Below are 15,806 nucleotides of genomic sequence, written 5' to 3'. Positions count from 1 at the left end.
AAGATGCGGCCAACTTGCCCAGTTCACCGGTTGGAAGGAGCCTCTGCGATGCAGGGCGACCCCGAGGTCCTCGAGTTCCTGAACGAACAGCTGACCGCCGAATTGACTGCCATCAATCAGTATTTCCTGCATGCCAAGATGCAGGAGAACTTCGGCTGGACGAAGCTCGCGAAGTACACCCGCTCCGAGTCGTTCGACGAGATGAAGCACGCCGAGATCCTGACCGACCGGATTCTCTTCCTCGACGGACTGCCGAACTACCAGCGGCTCTTCCACGTACGTGTGGGCCAGACGGTCACCGAGATGTTCCAGGCGGACCGCCAGGTGGAGGCGGAGGCGATCGACCGCCTCAAGCGGGGCATCGAGCTGATGCGCGGCAAGGGCGACATCACGTCCGCGAACATCTTCGAGTCGATCCTGGCCGACGAGGAGCACCACATCGACTATCTCGACACCCAGCTGGAGCTGGTCGAGAAGCTCGGTGAGCCGCTCTACATCGCACAGCTGGTCGAGCAGCCGGAGAGCTGACCGGTACGGGGGACGCCGCTCAGGCGGCTTCGGGGAATCCGGCCACCGGTGCGTCCACGCGTGCGACGGCGCCGGGCGGCTGCTTCTGGTCGAGCAGTTCTCGGCGCGGACAGGCGCCGCGGCCGAGCATCGCCTGGATGGTGCGGACGCAGCCACCGCAGTCGGTCCCCGCCTTGCAGGCGGAGGCTATCTGGCGGGGCGTGCAGGCACCGGCTTCCGCATGCTTCCTGACCTGCTGCTCCGTAACGCCGAAGCACGAGCAGACGTACACGCGGTTTCACCTCCCGGCGGGATGGGTCGTGGCGGCCACCCCGATAATCGGTGAGGCTAACCTAACCTTACCCGCCGCTCAAGGGCGGTAAAAGCCCCGGAACGCCCAGTGGGGCACGGATCACATCGATCCGTGCCCCACAGTCGTACGCGTGCTACCAGCGGTGATACCTACTGATCCCGGTACATCTCGGCGACCAGGAACGCGAGGTCCAGCGACTGGCTGCGGTTGAGCCGCGGGTCGCAGGCCGTCTCGTAACGCTGGTGCAGATCGTCCACGAAGATCTCGTGGCCGCCGCCGACGCACTCGGTGACGTCGTCACCGGTGAGCTCGACGTGGATGCCGCCCGGGTGGGTGCCGAGGCCCTTGTGCACCTCGAAGAAGCCCTTGACCTCGTCCAGGACGTCGTCGAAGCGACGGGTCTTGTGGCCGGACGCGGCCTCGAAGGTGTTGCCGTGCATCGGGTCGGTGACCCAGGCGACGGTGGCACCGGAGGCGGTGACCTTCTCGACCAGCTCGGGGAGCTTGGCGCGGACCTTGTCGGCGCCCATCCGGACGATGAAGGTCAGCCGGCCGGGCTCGCGCTCGGGGTCGAGGCGGTCGATGTAGCCGAGCGCCTCGTCGACGGTGGTCGTCGGTCCGAGCTTGATGCCGATGGGGTTGCGGATCCTGGAGGCGAACTCGATGTGCGCGCCGTCCATCTGGCGGGTGCGCTCACCGATCCACACCATGTGGCCCGAGGTGTCGTACAGCTCGCCGGTGCGCGAGTCGGTGCGGGTCAGCGCCGACTCGTAGTCCAGCAGCAGGCCCTCGTGCGAGGCGTAGAACTCGACGGCCTTGAACTCCGCCGGGTCCGTGCCGCACGCCTTCATGAAGTTCAGCGCGTTGTCGATCTCGCGGGCCAGGGCCTCGTAGCGCTGGCCGGACGGGGACGACTTCACGAAGTCCTGGTTCCAGGCGTGCACCTGGCGCAGGTCGGCGTAACCGCCGGTGGTGAAGGCGCGGACGAGGTTCAGCGTGGAAGCGGACGCGTGGTACATGCGCTTCAGCCGGTCCGGGTCCGGGACGCGCTCGGCCTCGGTGAAGGCGAAGCCGTTGACGGAGTCGCCGCGGTAGGTCGGCAGGGTCACGCCGTCGCGGGTCTCGGTCGACTTGGAGCGGGGCTTGGAGTACTGGCCGGCGATCCGGCCCACCTTGACGACCGGCACGGAGGCCGCGTAGGTGAGGACGGCGCTCATCTGGAGCAGCGTCTTCAGCTTGGCGCGGATGTGCTCGGCCGACACGGCGTCGAAGGCCTCGGCGCAGTCGCCGCCCTGAAGCAGGAACGCCTCGCCCTTGGCGACGGCTCCCATGCGGGCGCGCAGCTGGTCGCACTCGCCCGCGAAGACGAGCGGCGGATACGACGCGAGGTCCGCGAGTACATCGCGCAGCGCCTCGGAGTCGGGGTACTCGGGCTGCTGCGCCGCGGGAAGGTCTCGCCAGGTGTTGCCACCGGCGACGGAGGTATTGGCGTTCACGGTCACGGGTTCCACATTACGGGGTCGTGTCGACTGGTTTTCCTGGTGCTCAGTCACTGAGACGGACGACGCGGCGCGGTCCGTGACGAGGGACACAACAGGGCCTGCTAGCCTCACGACTTTCGGATGTGAACAAGTGGCGTACAAGGGGTGGGGATTTGAAGCGGAACCATCGCAAGGATCTCAGGAAAAGACGGGTGCTCTACGGGGTGGGGGCAGCGGTCGTGGCGACCGCGACGATCGGCACGGTCGCCATGGCGTCGCAGGACACCGTGCCGGCCGACGGCAGGCCGGCGCCGGCGTCCGCCGCTCTGCAGACGCAGTTCAAGGACGCGGCGCGCGAGTTCGACGTGCCGCAGAGCGTGCTGATGGCGGTCTCGTACCGCCAGACGCTGTGGGAGAGCCACGACGGCGAGCCGAGCACCAGCGGCGCGTACAACGTCATGGGGCTCACCCGGGTGACACCGAAGGACGTCGTCCAGCCGGACGGCAAGGAGCGTCTCGCGCACCTCAACATGAGCGGCAGCCCCGAGATCGCGCGCAAGTTCGACGCGGCCGAGGCGCTGCGCAACCTGCCCGCGGAGGCCGTCGCCACCGACGACCCGCGGCTCCACACCCTGGACAAGGCCGCCGGTCTCATCGACGCCGGCACCGACGCGGTCCGCGGCAGCACCGAGCAGAGCATCCGCGCGGGCGCGGCGCTGCTGGCCGAGTACCAGCGGCAGGCGACCGGCTCCCTGCCGGACAGCGCGGGTGAGTGGTACCCCGCGGTGGCCCGCTTCAGCCAGTCGACGGACACGAAGGGCGCCGATCTCTTCGCCCAGCGGGTCTTCGACTCGATCAGGACGGGTGAGCGGCAGCTCACCACGGAGGGCCAGCAGGTCACGCTGCCCGCCGACCCCTCCGTCGAACCGGTCAAGCCGTCGAAGGTTCCGCTCGCCGCCACGTTCGCGAGCACGGCCGCGGCCGCCACGCCGGAGTGCCCCTCAGGCCTGAACTGCAACTTCATCCCGGCCGAGGACCCGAAGACCGGCACGCGGAACTACAGCCTGGCCGACCGGCCCGCGGGCGGGTTCGGCATCCGCCAGATCGTCATCCACGACACCGAGGGCGGCTACCAGGGCTCGGTCGACACGTTCCGGAACTCGGCGAACGGTGTCAGCACGCACTACCTGGTCCGCGCCTCCGACGGTCTGGTCACCCAGATGGTCGAGAACAAGAACCTGGCCTGGCACGCGGGCAACTGGTCGCTGAACATGCACTCCATCGGCGTGGAGCACGAGGGCTACGCCATCAAGGCCGGTACGTGGTACACCGAGCCGCAGTACGAGTCCTCCGCGGCCCTGGTGAAGTTCCTCGCGGCCAAGTACGACATCCCGCTGGACCGTGAGCACGTCATCGGCCACGACGAGGTGCCCGGTGTGCTGGACGCCGACGTCGCCCCCATGCACTGGGACGCGGGCCCGTTCTGGGACTGGAACCACTACATGGCGCTGATGGGTGCCCCGACCGGCGCCAGCGGCGCGGGCGGTCCGGTCAAGACCGGCCAGGTGGTCCGCGTGGTGCCCCCGTTCACCACGGCCAACCAGCCGGAGCTGACGTACAACGGCGGCACGGTCGCCAAGCAGCCGGCGAACTTCGGCTACCTCTACACCTCGCCCTCGACGACGTCGGCCAGGATCACCGACCCGTACATCCCGAACGTGAAGGCCACCGACGGCCCGAACTGGGGCAACAAGGTCGTCGCGGGCGGCAAGTACGTGGTGGCCGAGGCCCGGAACGACTGGACGGCGATCTGGTACGGCGGGCAGAAGGCGTGGTTCTCCAACCCGGGCGGGCAGTTCACCGCACGCGTGGCCGGCACCGCCCCGGCCGTGCTGAAGGCGAAGGCCGGATCCACGCCGCGGATCTACGGCCGTTCCTTCCCCGAGGCCTCGGCCTACGACGGGACCGGCGCCACCGCCCCGACGGACAGCCCCGACCACCTGTCGAAGTACAAGCTCCCCAGCGGGCAGGCGTACGTGAAGGCCGGGGACGAGGTCCAGGGCGACGACTACTTCGGCTCCTCGCAGACCCGTGTCGTGGGCACCGAGCTGTACACCCCGATCCGCTACAACCACCGCATCGCCTGGGTGAAGTCGAGCGACGTCCAGCAGGCGAGCGGCACCGTCCCGGATGCCGGGACGAACCGCTACAACCTGATCGGCAAGGACAGCAAGGGCGACGTCTGGCAGTACCAGGGCACCGGCAGCGCCGCGTCCCCGTACTACAAGCGCTACCTCATGGGCTACGGCTGGCAGAACTACACCGCCATCACCGCCATGACCGCGATGCGCGCCGACGGCACGGGCGACATCACGGCCCGCGACAAGGACGGCGTGCTCTGGTACTACCGCGGCAGCGGCAACCCGGACAAGCCGTACCTGGCACGGCTCAAGGTCGGCAGCGGCTGGAACCAGTACAACGGCATCTGGGGCATGCGCGACCTGGACGGGGACGGCAAGGCGGACATGATCGCCCGCAACGGCTCCGGGGTGATCTATTTCTACAAGGGCACGGGTGACCCGGCGAAGCCCTTCGCCGCCAAGGCGCAGATCGGCACCGGCTGGCAGATCTACGACGCCGTCGTCTCCACCGGCGATCTGAACGGCGACGGCAGGGCCGACTTCGTGGCGCGGGACAAGTCCGGTGTGCTCTGGCTCTACACGGGTACCGGCAACGCCGCGGCGCCGTATGCCAAGCGGGTGCAGATCGGCTCCGGCTGGGGCGCCTACAAGCTGATGCTCGGTCCGAGCGACCTCGACCGGGACGGCATCGGGGACCTGGTCGGCGTGAACGGATCGGGAGTGCTCTGGTTCTACAAGGGCACCGGCAACGCGGCCAAGCCCTTCGCCACCAAGGCGCAGGTCGGCACCGGCTGGCAGATCTACGACTCGCTGTTCTGAGCCCCACTGCGACGGGCCCGGCCGAGCCGGCCGGACCGGAGGCCCGTTCCATCCATCGGGTGGGACGGGCCTCCTCGTGGCCGATCGTGGGTTAAGGTTCGGGCATGTTCGCGCACTCGACCCGTAACTGGTGGTGGACCGCTCATCCGGCGGCCCACTGACTGCGCGTACGCAGAAAGACGACAGAGGCCGCCCGAGGGGCGGCCTTTTCCGTTTCCACGGGCCGTTCCTCCCAGCTGATTCCACTGGAAGGAACACCCGGCATGACACCGCACACGGCAGCGCACACGATCGTCCAGAGACTTCTCGGCGAGGACTGCCCGCCCTTCGCCCTGCTCCGCAGGCGTACCCCCGGCCATGACCACGACACCGTCGAGGTGCTGATCGGCGAGGTGCGGGAGGTGGACCGGCTGGCGGACCTCCCGGTCGGTGAACGGCCCTCGCTCGCCATGGTGCCGTTCCGGCAGATCGCCGAGCGCGGTTTCGACGTACGGGACGACGGGACGCCACTGGCCGTACTGGTCGCGGACGAGACGTACGTACTGCCGCTCGACGAGGCGCTGGAGCTGCTCCCCGCGCACGAGGTACGGGTCGAGGACGGCGCGTTCGATGTCGCCGACGAGGAGTACGCGGGGACCGTCCGGCGGGTCATCAAGGACGAGATCGGCCGGGGCGAGGGCGCGAACTTCGTCATCCGGCGGACCTTCCGGGGCGAGATCCCGGGGTTCGGGCGGGCGGACGCGCTGGCGCTGTTCCGGCGGCTGCTGGCGGGCGAGCGGGGCGCGTACTGGACGTTCGTCGTGCACACGGGTGACAGCGGGCCCGAAGGGCTCTCGTCGTCGGGGCGGCGGGCGACGGGTGGGCGGACACTGGTCGGCGCCAGCCCAGAGGTGCATGTGCGGATGTCCGGCGGGACGGTCGTGATGAATCCGATCAGCGGTACCTACCGCTACCCCGCCGAGGGACCGTCCGCCGAGAGCCTGCTGGCCTTCCTCGGTGACCGCAAGGAGACCGAGGAGCTCTCCATGGTGGTCGACGAGGAACTCAAGATGATGTGCACGGTCGGGGACATGGGCGGGGTGGTGATCGGCCCCCGGCTCAAGGAGATGGCCCATCTCGCGCACACGGAGTACGAGTTGCGCGGGCGCTCCTCGCTGGACGTGCGCGAGGTGCTGAAGGAGACCATGTTCGCGGCGACGGTCACCGGCTCCCCCGTGCAGAACGCCTGCCGGGTCATCGAGCGGTACGAGTCCGGCGGGCGCGGCTACTACGCCGGCGCGCTGGCCCTGCTGCGGCAGGGGCCCGACGGAGCGCAGACGCTGGACTCACCGATCCTGATCCGGACCGCCGACATCTCGGCGGGCGGGCAGCTGCGGGTGCCGGTCGGGGCGACGCTGGTGCGCCACTCCGATCCGGAGAGCGAGGTCGCGGAGACCCATGCCAAGGCGGCCGGCGTGCTGACCGCGCTGGGCGTGCTGCCGGGCCGGCCGAGGGCCGGGGGCGCGCTGCCGCGGCTGGCCGAGGACCCGCGGGTGCGGGCGGCGCTGGACGCCAGGCGGGACGGGCTCGCACCGTTCTGGCTGCGGATGCAGGAGCGCACCGACGAGCTGTCCGGGCATGCGCTGGTGATCGACGGCGAGGACACGTTCACCGCGATGCTGGGGCATCTGCTGCGCGCCTCTGGTCTCGATGTGACGGTGCGCCACTACGACGAGCCGGGGCTGCGCGAGGCCGTACGGGCGCACGAGGGGCCGGTGGTGCTGGGCCCCGGGCCGGGGAATCCGGGCGATCAGGACGATCCGAAGATGCGGCTGCTGCGGGCACTGGCGGCGGAGCTGGTCCGGGACCACCGGCACGGGCTGCTGGGGGTGTGCCTGGGCCATGAGCTGATCGCGGCGGAGCTGGGTCTCGAGATCGTCCGCAAGACGGTGCCGTACCAGGGCGCGCAGACCCGGATCGAGCTGTTCGGGCGGCCGGAGACGGTCGGCTTCTACAACAGTTTCACCGCGCGCTGCGACGACGCCGCGGCCAACGAGCTGGCGGCCCACGGCATCGAGGCGAGCGTGGACGGGGCGACCGGGGAGCTGCACGCGCTGCGCGGGGACGGCTTCGCGTCGGTGCAGTTCCACCCGGAGTCGGTGCTGACGCTGCGCGGCGCGGCGATCGTGGCCGAGCTGCTGGCGGGGCTGCCGGTGCGCGGCTGAGCGGCCGCCGCCCGGACCCGGTCGGGCTTCAGGGGCCGGGCGGCGCCGGGACCAGGACGTTCTCGCTGCGGGCGCGGGCCAGGTAGTCGTCGACGTTGCGGACGGTGGCGTCGATGATCTGGCCCACCGCGTCCTCGGTGTAGTACGCCTGGTGCGAGGTGACGATGACGTTCGGGAAGGTGACCAGCCGGGCCAGGGTGTCGTCGTCGATGCCCTTCAGTGACTTGTCGAGGAAGAAGAGCCCGGCCTCGGCCTCGTACACGTCGAGGCCGACGCCGAGGAACCGGCCGGCCCGCAACTCCCCGACCAGGGCCGTGGTGTCGACGAGTCCGCCCCGGCTGGAGTTGATCAGGATCGCGTCGTCCTTCATCAGGGCCAGGGCGTCCTTGCCGATGATGTGGTGGGTGGAGGGCAGCAGCGGGACGTGCAGGCTGACCACGTCGGACTCGGCGAGGAGCTGCTCCTTGTCGACGTACCGCATGCCGAGTTCGAGGCAGGCCGGGTTCTCCGCGACGTCCCAGCCGAGCAGATTCATGCCGAAGCCGTGGGCGATCCGGGTGAAGGCCTCACCGATCTTGCCGGTGCCGATGACGCCGACGGTACGGCCGTGCATGTCACGGCCGAGGAGCCCGTCGAGGCGGAAGTCGAAGTCGCGGGTGCGGCTCGCGGCCCGGATGACGCGGCGGTTGACCGCCATGGCGAGGGTCCAGGCGAATTCGGCCACCGAGTAGGGCGAGTAGTAGGAGACCCGGGAGACGCGCATGGCGAGGCGCTCGGCGACGTCCAGGTCGATGTTGTTGAAGCCGGTGGAGCGCTGGGCGATCATCTGGGTGCCGCCGGCCGCGAGGGTCTGCAGGACGCCGCTGCCCAGGTCGGCGTTGACGCTGGTCGAGATGATCTCGTAGCCGGCCGCGATGGGCGCGGTGTCCCGGTTCAGGAAGACGTCCAGGCAGCGGACCTCGTGCTTCCCGGCGAAGGCTTTCTCGATCAGCGGCTTCTCGTCGGACTGCACGCCGAAGGCCAGGATCTCCACTGCTTCTCCCGTTACTGATGCGGGCGGGGTGCCGGGGCCGTGCGCGCGGGGGTGCGTACGGATCCGGCCGGTCGGTCATCGCGAATATATGACAGGGCCGCCCGGCACGCCGACCGGGCCTCAGCCGAAGAAGACCCCCGCCTCGGCGTAGAGCGCCGGGTCCCGCCTTCCAGCGGCCCGCGCCAGCCGTCCTGCAATCCGATGGAGTCGTAGTCGTACTCCTGTACGCCCTTGCGGACGACGGTACGGATGACCGCGTTGAGCCCGGGGCAGTCGCCGCCCCCGGTCAGTACTCCGCCCCGCGGGGAAGCATCCCTTCGCCGAAGTGAGCCCGCTCAGCTCCACGCCAAGGTGATCCAGGTCACGAAGGGATGGGCCGTACGGTCGATTCCGGTACCGGATCCCGCGTCAAGTCCCGTGCGATGTGCGGGAACTGATCTCAGATGTCGTCGAGTCCCCGTTCGATGGCGTACCGCACGAGCTCCACCCTGTTGTGCAACTGGAGCTTGCCCAGGGTGTTCTGGACGTGGTTCTGGACCGTGCGGTGGGAGATGACCAGCCGCTCGGCGATCTGCTTGTACGAGAGTCCCTTGGCGACCAGCCGCAGCACCTCGGTCTCCCGGTCGGTGAGCTCAGGGGCCTTCGGCTCGTCGGACGCCACGGGCGCGGGCTCCGAGGCCAGCCTGCGGTACTCGCCGAGCACCAGCCCGGCGAGGCCGGGGGTGAAGACGGGGTCGCCGGCCGCGGTGCTCCGGACCGCCTCTGTCAGCTCCTGGGTGCTCGCCGACTTGAGCAGGTAGCCGGTGGCGCCGGACTTGACCGCCTCCAGCACATCGGCGTGCTCGCCGCTCGCGGAGAGCACCAGGACCCGCAGCCCGGGGTGCGAGCCGACGAGCTCCTTGCAGACCTGGACGCCCGGCATCCCGGGCAGATTGAGGTCGAGGACGAGGACGTCGGGGCGGACGGCCCCGGCCCGGCGGACCGCCTGCGGGCCGTCGCCCGCGGTCGCCACCACGTCGAAACCGGACTCCGCGAGGTCGCGGGCGACGGCGTCGCGCCACATCGGGTGGTCGTCTACCACCATCACCCTGATGGCCCGCCGCTCTCCCGCCGCGCCCTGGTCGTGCTCTGCACTCATCGGACCGAACCCGCCTTCCCCCGTGAAACCTTCGGAACCTTCAGTTCGACCTCGGTGCCCTGGCCGGGCACCGAGATCAGCTCAGCCGTACCGCCGAGTTCGGCCAGCCGCCCGCGTATCGACAGGGCGACGCCGAGACGCCCCTCGCCCTCGGCCTGGGCGAGCCGCCCCGCCGGGATGCCCGGCCCGTCGTCCCGGACCGTGACGATCACCTCGTGCGGCCAGTCCTCGACCAGGATCCAGGCCTGGGCGTCCTCCCCCGCGTGCACCCGCACATTGTCCAGGGCGGCGCTCACCGCGGCCGCCAGCTCCATCGCCGCCGCGGGCCCGAGGAGCACCGGGGCGCCCGGCTCCGCGAAGCTGACCCGGGAGCCGGCGTGCGGGGCGAGCAGGGCGCGCAGATCGGTCTCGCCCGGTGCGCCGGGCTCGTCGTCGTCCGTCTCGACGGTGCGCACCACGGCGCCCTGCGCGGCGTCCTCGGAGACCCGGGTGGGCGGCACCAGGCCGCTGGAGACCAGGGTGCGCAGGGCGACCTCCTGCTCCCCGGCCATCCGGCCCAGCTCGGCGGCCTCGCCGCCGAGCGCCGTACCGCGGCGCTGCACCATCGCCAGGACCTGGAGCACGCTGTCGTGGATGTCGCGGGCCAGCCGTTCCCGTTCCCGGGTGGCGGCCTCGATCTCCAGGGCGCGGGCGAGGGTGCGCTCACTGGCGCGGGCCACCTCGACGACGTAGCCGATCGCGATGGAGGCGACCCAGACCAGCAGGACGTTGTGCAGGGTGTCGCGGCTGGGTTCGGCGCGCTCGACGATGTTGGCGGCGGCGACGAAGCTGGAGGCGAAGGCCGCCCAGCGCCAGCCGCCCTTGATCGCGAAGGCCAGGACGGACCCCGCGGTCCAGATCGACGGCAGGGTCGGGCCGTCGACGTGCTGGGCCTGGAAGTCGGCGAGCGGGGTGAGGAGGATGCCGGCGAGGGCGAGGGCGAGGTCGGCGCCGAGGAAGCGCTTGGTGCAGGCCACCGCGCCGGCGACCTTCGGCAGGGTGGCGAGCGTCCAGACGGCCATGACCGTCAGGAAGACGACGGCCACCCACGGCCGCTCGTACTTGTCGCGTCCGAAGACCGCGAGCAGGATCGCGTAGAGCATCGTCAGAATGCGGTACGCGGTCAGGGCACGCCACAGCGGCTGCTCGACCGACATCCGTACGACCCGCACGCGCTTGGCCATCTTCTTCTCCCCCGCCCCGGACGGACCGACGCGCGCTCAGGCGCCGCCGCGGTCCTTGTCCCTACCCTGCTGCTCGTCCCCGCCGCCGGACGCGGCCTGCTTGGCGGCCTCCGAGCGCCGCTTCGCCTCGTCCGCGATCTGCCGCTTGGCGGCGGTCGCGTAGATGTCGACGTACTCCTGCCCGGAGAGCTTCATGATCTCGTACATCACCTCGTCGGTGACCGAGCGCAGGATGAAGCGGTCGCCCTCCATGCCGTGGTACCGGCTGAAGTCGAGCGGCTTGCCGATCCTGATGCCCGGGCGCATCAGCTTGGGCACCACCTGGCCGGGCGGCTGGATCTTCTCCGTGTCGATCATCGCGACGGGGATCACCGGCGCCCCGGTCGCGAGCGCCACCCGGGCGAGCCCGCCGGGCTTGCCCCGGTAGAGGCGGCCGTCGGGCGAGCGGGTTCCCTCCGGGTAGATGCCGAAGAGGCCGCCGCTCTCGATCACCTCGATACCGGCCTTGATCGCCGCCTCCCCGGCGCCCCGGGCGCCCGAGCGGTCCACCGGGAGCTGGCCGACGCCCTTGAAGAAGGCGGCGGTCAGCTTGCCCTTGACGCCGGGCGCGGTGAAGTACTCGGCCTTGGCGATGAAGGTGACCTTGCGGTCCAGGACCGCGGGCAGGAAGAAGGAGTCGGAGAAGGACAGATGGTTGCTCGCGAGGATCGCTGGTCCCTGCGCGGGGATGTTCTCCAGGCCCTCCACCCACGGCCTGAACGCGAGCTTCAGAGACCCGCCGATGGAGAACTTCATAGCGCCGTAGATCAACTCGGGTGCCTCCTGTGTGCTGTCCGGCAGACCTCAGGGCCTGCCCGGCGGCTCGCAGCCGGGGTCGCGACGTCCGGCACGGCGCCTCACCCTGTCCGACTGCGATCCCCCGGACAGACCCTAACCCGTACCGCCGTCCGTGCTCCTGCCCGGCACGGCCCCGGGTACCCGGCCCGTGCCGGTGACGGCCCTGGTCGGTGTCGGCCCGGTCGCGTACGGTGAAGTAATCCTTGCGCACTCCCCCTTTCGCTCCCCTCCGAGCCTCACGAACAGGAGACCCCGGTGCCGGTCCTTCCTGGAGCCGAGCCGTTCCGCCACGAGGGCGGAGAGGTCGGCGTCCTTCTCTGTCACGGATTCACCGGTTCCCCGCAGTCGCTGCGCCCCTGGGCCGACTACCTGGCCGAGCGCGGGCTCACGGTCTCGCTGCCGCTCCTCCCCGGGCACGGCACCCGCTGGCAGGACATGCAGGTGACCGGCTGGCAGGACTGGTACGCGGAGGTGGACCGGGAGCTGCGGTCGCTGCTGGAGCGGTGTTCCCAGGTCTTCGTCTTCGGTCTCTCCATGGGCGGAGCCCTCGCGCTGCGGCTCGCGGCGAAGCACGGTGACGCGGTCCGGGGTCTGGTGCTCGTCAACCCGGCCAACAGGGTGCACGGTCTCGCTGCGCACGCGCTGCCGGTCGCCCGCCACCTGGTGCCGACGACGAAGGGCCTGGCCAGCGACATCGCGCTGGAGGGCTCGGAAGAGGTCGGCTACGACCGGGTGCCGCTCCACGCGGCGTACTCGGTACGGAAGTTCTTCCGGCTGGTCGACGCCGAACTGCCCCAGGTGACCCAGCCGGTCTTGCTGCTGCACAGCCCGCAGGACCATGTCGTGCCGCCCGCCGACTCGGCCCGGATCCTGAGCCGCGTCTCGTCCACGGACGTCGAGGAGATCCTCCTGGAACAGAGCTACCACGTGGCGACGTTGGACCACGATGCGGAGCGGATCTTCGACGAGAGCTATTCGTTCATCGGCCGCCTCGCTCCGAGCGTCGGGAAGAAGGGGAGCACGTCCGGTGGCTGAACACAACGCGGATCGCGCGAGCGGCGAGGAGGAGCGCGAGCCGCTCCCCGCCGAGGGAGCGGCCGTCCCCGATGACGGCGGCGCACCCCCGCCGGAGGCCCCGGGCATCGCCCAGGGCGGCGACGGGAAGCGGCCGGTGGACGAGGAGGCCGTCTGGGAGGCGATCGTCGCGGGCTACGGCGACGAGCCGCCGGACCCGCCGGGCGCCAGGCCGTTCCGGTCCATCGAGGATGTCGCGCTGCTGGAGGACGGTCCGCTGAGCGCCCTGGATCCGGACAAGGGCATCGGCAAGCGGCCGCCCAAGCCGCCGGAGAAGCCGCTCGGCAGCTCGGTGGTGTTCGCCCCCGGCGTCGGCAACGGCCCGCGCGACTACGAGCCGGCGGAGCCGGCCGCGGGTGACACGGACGACGGGGACGACAGCGGCGAGGGGCACTTCGTGCCGCCGGAGCCGCCACCGCTGCCGGAGGCCGACGTCACGGCGAAGTTCGCCTGGCTGGCGGTGGTCGGCGGACCGGTCCTGCTGCTGCTCGCGGTGCTGCTCCAGTGGGAGATGACCTGGTGGCTGACGACGGTCTGCGTCGGCGGCTTCCTGGGCGGCTTCGTGACGCTGGTGGCGCGGATGGAGCACGACGACGAGGACGGCGACGACCCCGGCCGCGGCGCGGTGGTCTGAGCACCCGCCTCAGGCCGGGTCCGCCGCGGGCACCCGCAGCGCGGCCAGCACCGGCAGGTGGTCGGTCGCGGCCGGCAGGTCGCCCTCGGCCGTGCCGGGCAGCCCGGCCGGGACCCCGCAGCCGAGCACCTCGATGCCCCGGGTCGCGAAGACCGCGTCGATCCGCTTGCGCGGGTCGTGCGCCGGGAAGGTGTGCTCGCCGCCCCGGGGCCGTACGGTCCAGCAGTCCTGGAGCCGCCCGGCCAGCCGCCGGAACGCCTGCCCGCCCGGTCCCTCGTTGAGGTCACCGCCCACCACGGCGTGCTCCACGCCCATCGCGTCCAGCCGGTCGAGCAGCGCCTGCGCCTGGGCGAGGCGCTCCTCGCGCTGGAGGCTGAGATGGCAGCTCAGCACTCCGATCCGGGTGCCCGCGATCCGGACGACCGCGGTGGCGAAGCCCCTGCGGTGCAGTCCGGGGGTGAGCGGCAGCAGGACGTCCTCGGTGCGCTCCACAGAGGCGCGCAGCGAGCAGAGCAGCAGCGGTCCGGCCGCGGTGGCTCCGCCGCCGAGGATCACCAGGTCGGTGGCGGCGGCGAGCCGGGCGGCGCGCTTGCGCCAGCGGAAGAAGCGCGGCGCCTCCTGGACGAGGACCAGATCGGGGGCGCAGGCGCGGATCACCCGGGCCAGTGCCGCGCGGTCGTCGCGCATCGACCGGATGTTGTAGCTGAGCACTCTGATGACGGCCGAGCCGTCCTGCTCGGTACGGGATTCTGGCAGCGACGTCATGGCCATGGCGCTCACGATACGACGGACGCCCGCCGCTCCCCGGTCGTGGGGCGCGGCGGGCGTCCGTCATGTCCGTGGTGCCTGGGTGGATCAGCCCTGACGGGCCAGGTCCGCCGCGCCCACCAGCCCGGCCTTGCCGCCCAGTTGGGCCGCGAGGACCTGGGCGTGCGGACGCCACTCACCGCCGATCAGCCAGCGCCGGAACGACTTGCGGATCGGGTCGAGGACCAGCTCGCCCTCGTCCGAGACGCCGCCGCCGACGATGAAGGCGGACGGGTCGAAGAGCGAGGCGAGGTCGGCCAGTCCCGCGCCGGCCCAGCGGGCCAGCTCGCGGAACGAGTCGACGGCCACCGGGCAGCCCTGCCGGGCGGCCTCACTGATGTGCTTGCCCTCGATGCCCTCGACCGTGCCGTCGCCGAGCGACAGCAGGATCGTGGCGTTCTCGGGGGTGGCGTTGGCCCGCTGCTTCGCGTACCGGACGAGCGCCCGCCCGGAGGCGTACTGCTCCCAGCAGCCCTGGCTGCCGCAGCCGCAGAGCAGACCGTCCGGGACGACCCGGATGTGGCCGAACTCGGCGGCCACGCCGAAGCGTCCGCGGCGCAGCTTGTTGCCGATGATGATGCCGCCGCCGAGGCCGGTGCCGAGCGTGATGCAGATGACGTCCTCGTGGCCCTGGCCCGCGCCGAAGCGGTACTCGCCCCAGGCAGCCGCGTTGGCGTCGTTCTCGACGACCACCGGGAGGCCGACACGCTGCTCGACCTTGTCCTTGAGCGGCTCGTGCCGCCAGTTGATGTTCGGTGCGAACAGCACCGTGGCACGCTTGTCGTCGACGTATCCTGCCGCGCCGATGCCGACCGCCTCGACCGGGTGTCCCGCGCTCGCGCCGGACACCGCCGCCGCGATCGCGTCCACGATGCCTTCGGCCGTCGGCGGGGTCGGCACCTTGAAGGTCGAGAGGATGTGGCCCTCTTCGTCGACCACTCCAGCTGCGATCTTCGTGCCGCCGATATCGACGCCGATGGTGAGTCCCATGAATCCCTCAGTTTCGGTCGAGCCCCGCTGGGGCAACCGTACCCGAGGCCGGGCCCCGCCCGGTCGGCACCGGTCAGTCCAGGTCGATCTGCTCGCCGGTGCCGGGCCCCTCGTCTCGGGGGTCGGTGGCGTCGTCCGCCTTCTTTTCGGTGCCCGCGGGGTCCCCCGCACCCTGGGTCCAACGGCGTTCCTGACCCTCGACGGCCGAGCGGTAGGCGGCGAGCAGTTCGCCGCCGGCCGCCGCGATGTGATCGAAAACGTCAGGATTGCGCTCGATGACGGGTTCGACGGCGGACTTCGCCTGCCTGATGACCTGCTGGACCGCGCCCTGGGCCGCCATGCCGAACAGCGGTGACTGGAGGGACGCGACCTTGTCGGCCACGGCGTCCATCAGCTTGCGCAGCTCCTCGGCCGCGGAGCCGGGCGGCGGGCCGTACTCGGCACGGCGGCGGGCCTTCTCGGCGGCGAGGTCCTCGGCACAGGCCTGCGCCCACGCGTCGTCGTCGGCGGGACGATCGGTGGCTTCGCTCATGGCGGACTCCTGCGACGTGGGTGGCCGGCGGCCCGGCACACGGGACCCGTACCTACGACGGTACCCGAACGGT

Annotated in this window: 15 protein-coding genes and 1 pseudogene; 6 read left to right on the top strand and 10 right to left on the bottom strand. The window is 71.0% G+C overall.

Translation table 11 applies throughout. The features are described from left to right. Positions 1–48: 48 nt before the first annotated feature. Positions 49–528, top strand: coding sequence for a bacterioferritin (gene bfr, locus ACIQM0_RS07525; protein ID WP_363021351.1), 480 nt, complete (start codon positions 49–51; stop codon positions 526–528). 19 nt (positions 529–547) lie between these two features. Here the strand turns inward: bfr and ACIQM0_RS07520 are convergent, their stop codons facing one another. Together ACIQM0_RS07520 and ACIQM0_RS07515 are read right to left on the bottom strand one after the other, a co-directional pair. After that, complete coding sequence (locus ACIQM0_RS07520; RefSeq protein WP_401284368.1) at positions 548–799, bottom strand: bacterioferritin-associated ferredoxin; 252 nt, start codon at positions 797–799, stop codon at positions 548–550. Positions 800–969: 170 nt separating this feature from the next. Next, positions 970–2,316, bottom strand: a complete 1,347-nt coding sequence (locus tag ACIQM0_RS07515; protein WP_401284366.1) for a class II 3-deoxy-7-phosphoheptulonate synthase — start codon at positions 2,314–2,316, stop codon at positions 970–972. Between the two features lie 158 nt (positions 2,317–2,474). On the opposite strand from ACIQM0_RS07515, the gene ACIQM0_RS07510 reads away from it, so the two are divergent. The 3 genes from ACIQM0_RS07510 (at position 2,475) to ACIQM0_RS07500 (ending at position 7,465) form a co-directional block, all read left to right on the top strand. Next, a complete protein-coding gene (locus ACIQM0_RS07510) occupies positions 2,475–5,261 on the top strand; it encodes an N-acetylmuramoyl-L-alanine amidase (protein WP_401284364.1) in 2,787 nt (928 codons plus the stop codon). Positions 5,262–5,365: 104 nt separating this feature from the next. After that, positions 5,366–5,422: a trp operon leader peptide gene (locus tag ACIQM0_RS07505; protein WP_073735655.1), complete on the top strand. Its 57-nt coding sequence runs from the start codon at positions 5,366–5,368 to the stop codon at positions 5,420–5,422. A gap of 102 nt (positions 5,423–5,524) precedes the next feature. Beyond that, entirely contained in the window at positions 5,525–7,465 is a 1,941-nt protein-coding gene (locus ACIQM0_RS07500) for an anthranilate synthase family protein (RefSeq protein ID WP_401284362.1), read from the top strand. A 28-nt stretch (positions 7,466–7,493) separates the two neighbouring features. Here the strand turns inward: ACIQM0_RS07500 and ACIQM0_RS07495 are convergent, their stop codons facing one another. The 5 genes and pseudogenes from ACIQM0_RS07495 to ACIQM0_RS07475 form a co-directional block, all read right to left on the bottom strand. Next, on the bottom strand, positions 7,494–8,498 hold the full coding sequence (locus ACIQM0_RS07495; protein WP_401284360.1) for a 2-hydroxyacid dehydrogenase: 1,005 nt from the start codon (positions 8,496–8,498) through the stop codon (positions 7,494–7,496). Between the two features lie 152 nt (positions 8,499–8,650). Beyond that, positions 8,651–8,788, bottom strand: a pseudogene (locus ACIQM0_RS07490) (6-phosphofructokinase); the annotation flags it as partial. A 149-nt stretch (positions 8,789–8,937) separates the two neighbouring features. Continuing rightward, positions 8,938–9,636 (bottom strand): response regulator, encoded by a 699-nt coding sequence (locus ACIQM0_RS07485; protein ID WP_401284358.1) that lies wholly within the window; start codon positions 9,634–9,636, stop codon positions 8,938–8,940. Next, entirely contained in the window at positions 9,633–10,859 is a 1,227-nt protein-coding gene (gene macS, locus ACIQM0_RS07480; RefSeq protein WP_401284356.1) for a MacS family sensor histidine kinase, read from the bottom strand. Before macS ends, ACIQM0_RS07485 begins: the two co-directional genes overlap by 4 nt. Before the next feature lie 36 nt (positions 10,860–10,895). Then, a complete protein-coding gene (locus tag ACIQM0_RS07475) occupies positions 10,896–11,669 on the bottom strand; it encodes a lysophospholipid acyltransferase family protein (RefSeq protein ID WP_401284354.1) in 774 nt (257 codons plus the stop codon). A gap of 282 nt (positions 11,670–11,951) precedes the next feature. Between ACIQM0_RS07475 and ACIQM0_RS07470 the strand changes: the two genes are divergently transcribed. Both ACIQM0_RS07470 and ACIQM0_RS07465 read left to right on the top strand, forming a co-directional pair. Further along, entirely contained in the window at positions 11,952–12,731 is a 780-nt protein-coding gene (locus ACIQM0_RS07470; RefSeq protein WP_401284353.1) for an alpha/beta hydrolase, read from the top strand. Continuing rightward, positions 12,724–13,404 (top strand): hypothetical protein, encoded by a 681-nt coding sequence (locus ACIQM0_RS07465; protein WP_401284351.1) that lies wholly within the window; start codon positions 12,724–12,726, stop codon positions 13,402–13,404. Before ACIQM0_RS07470 ends, ACIQM0_RS07465 begins: the two co-directional genes overlap by 8 nt. A 9-nt stretch (positions 13,405–13,413) precedes the next feature. Here the strand turns inward: ACIQM0_RS07465 and ACIQM0_RS07460 are convergent, their stop codons facing one another. The 3 genes from ACIQM0_RS07460 to ACIQM0_RS07450 form a co-directional block, all read right to left on the bottom strand. After that, the gene (locus ACIQM0_RS07460; protein ID WP_401284349.1) at positions 13,414–14,175 is read right to left on the bottom strand and encodes an endonuclease/exonuclease/phosphatase family protein; all 762 of its coding nucleotides are present in this window, start codon (positions 14,173–14,175) and stop codon (positions 13,414–13,416) included. Positions 14,176–14,259: 84 nt separating this feature from the next. Beyond that, on the bottom strand, positions 14,260–15,201 hold the full coding sequence (locus ACIQM0_RS07455) for an ROK family glucokinase (protein ID WP_401284347.1): 942 nt from the start codon (positions 15,199–15,201) through the stop codon (positions 14,260–14,262). Between the two features lie 73 nt (positions 15,202–15,274). Further along, positions 15,275–15,733 (bottom strand): DUF5304 domain-containing protein, encoded by a 459-nt coding sequence (locus tag ACIQM0_RS07450; protein ID WP_401284345.1) that lies wholly within the window; start codon positions 15,731–15,733, stop codon positions 15,275–15,277. Positions 15,734–15,806 lie beyond the last annotated feature (73 nt).

This window comes from Streptomyces sp. NPDC091387 (genome assembly GCF_044756945.1).
Classification (GTDB): Bacteria; Actinomycetota; Actinomycetes; order Streptomycetales; family Streptomycetaceae; genus Streptomyces.
Note: the sequence above shows the minus strand (reverse complement) of the source record. Positions and strands in the feature narration are given on the sequence as shown.

Bases quoted from the DNA above. Each gene is read 5' to 3' on its own strand.
- macS (WP_401284356.1), bottom strand. From the start codon at position 10,859: ATGGCCAAGCGCGTGCGGGTCGTACGGATGTCGGTCGAGCAGCCGCTG.
- ACIQM0_RS07485 (WP_401284358.1), bottom strand. From the start codon at position 9,636: ATGAGTGCAGAGCACGACCAGGGCGCGGCGGGAGAGCGGCGGGCCATC.
- bfr (WP_363021351.1), top strand. From the start codon at position 49: ATGCAGGGCGACCCCGAGGTCCTCGAGTTCCTGAACGAACAGCTGACC.
- ACIQM0_RS07460 (WP_401284349.1), bottom strand. From the start codon at position 14,175: ATGGCCATGACGTCGCTGCCAGAATCCCGTACCGAGCAGGACGGCTCG.
- ACIQM0_RS07500 (WP_401284362.1), top strand. From the start codon at position 5,525: ATGACACCGCACACGGCAGCGCACACGATCGTCCAGAGACTTCTCGGC.
- ACIQM0_RS07450 (WP_401284345.1), bottom strand. From the start codon at position 15,733: ATGAGCGAAGCCACCGATCGTCCCGCCGACGACGACGCGTGGGCGCAG.
- ACIQM0_RS07455 (WP_401284347.1), bottom strand. From the start codon at position 15,201: ATGGGACTCACCATCGGCGTCGATATCGGCGGCACGAAGATCGCAGCT.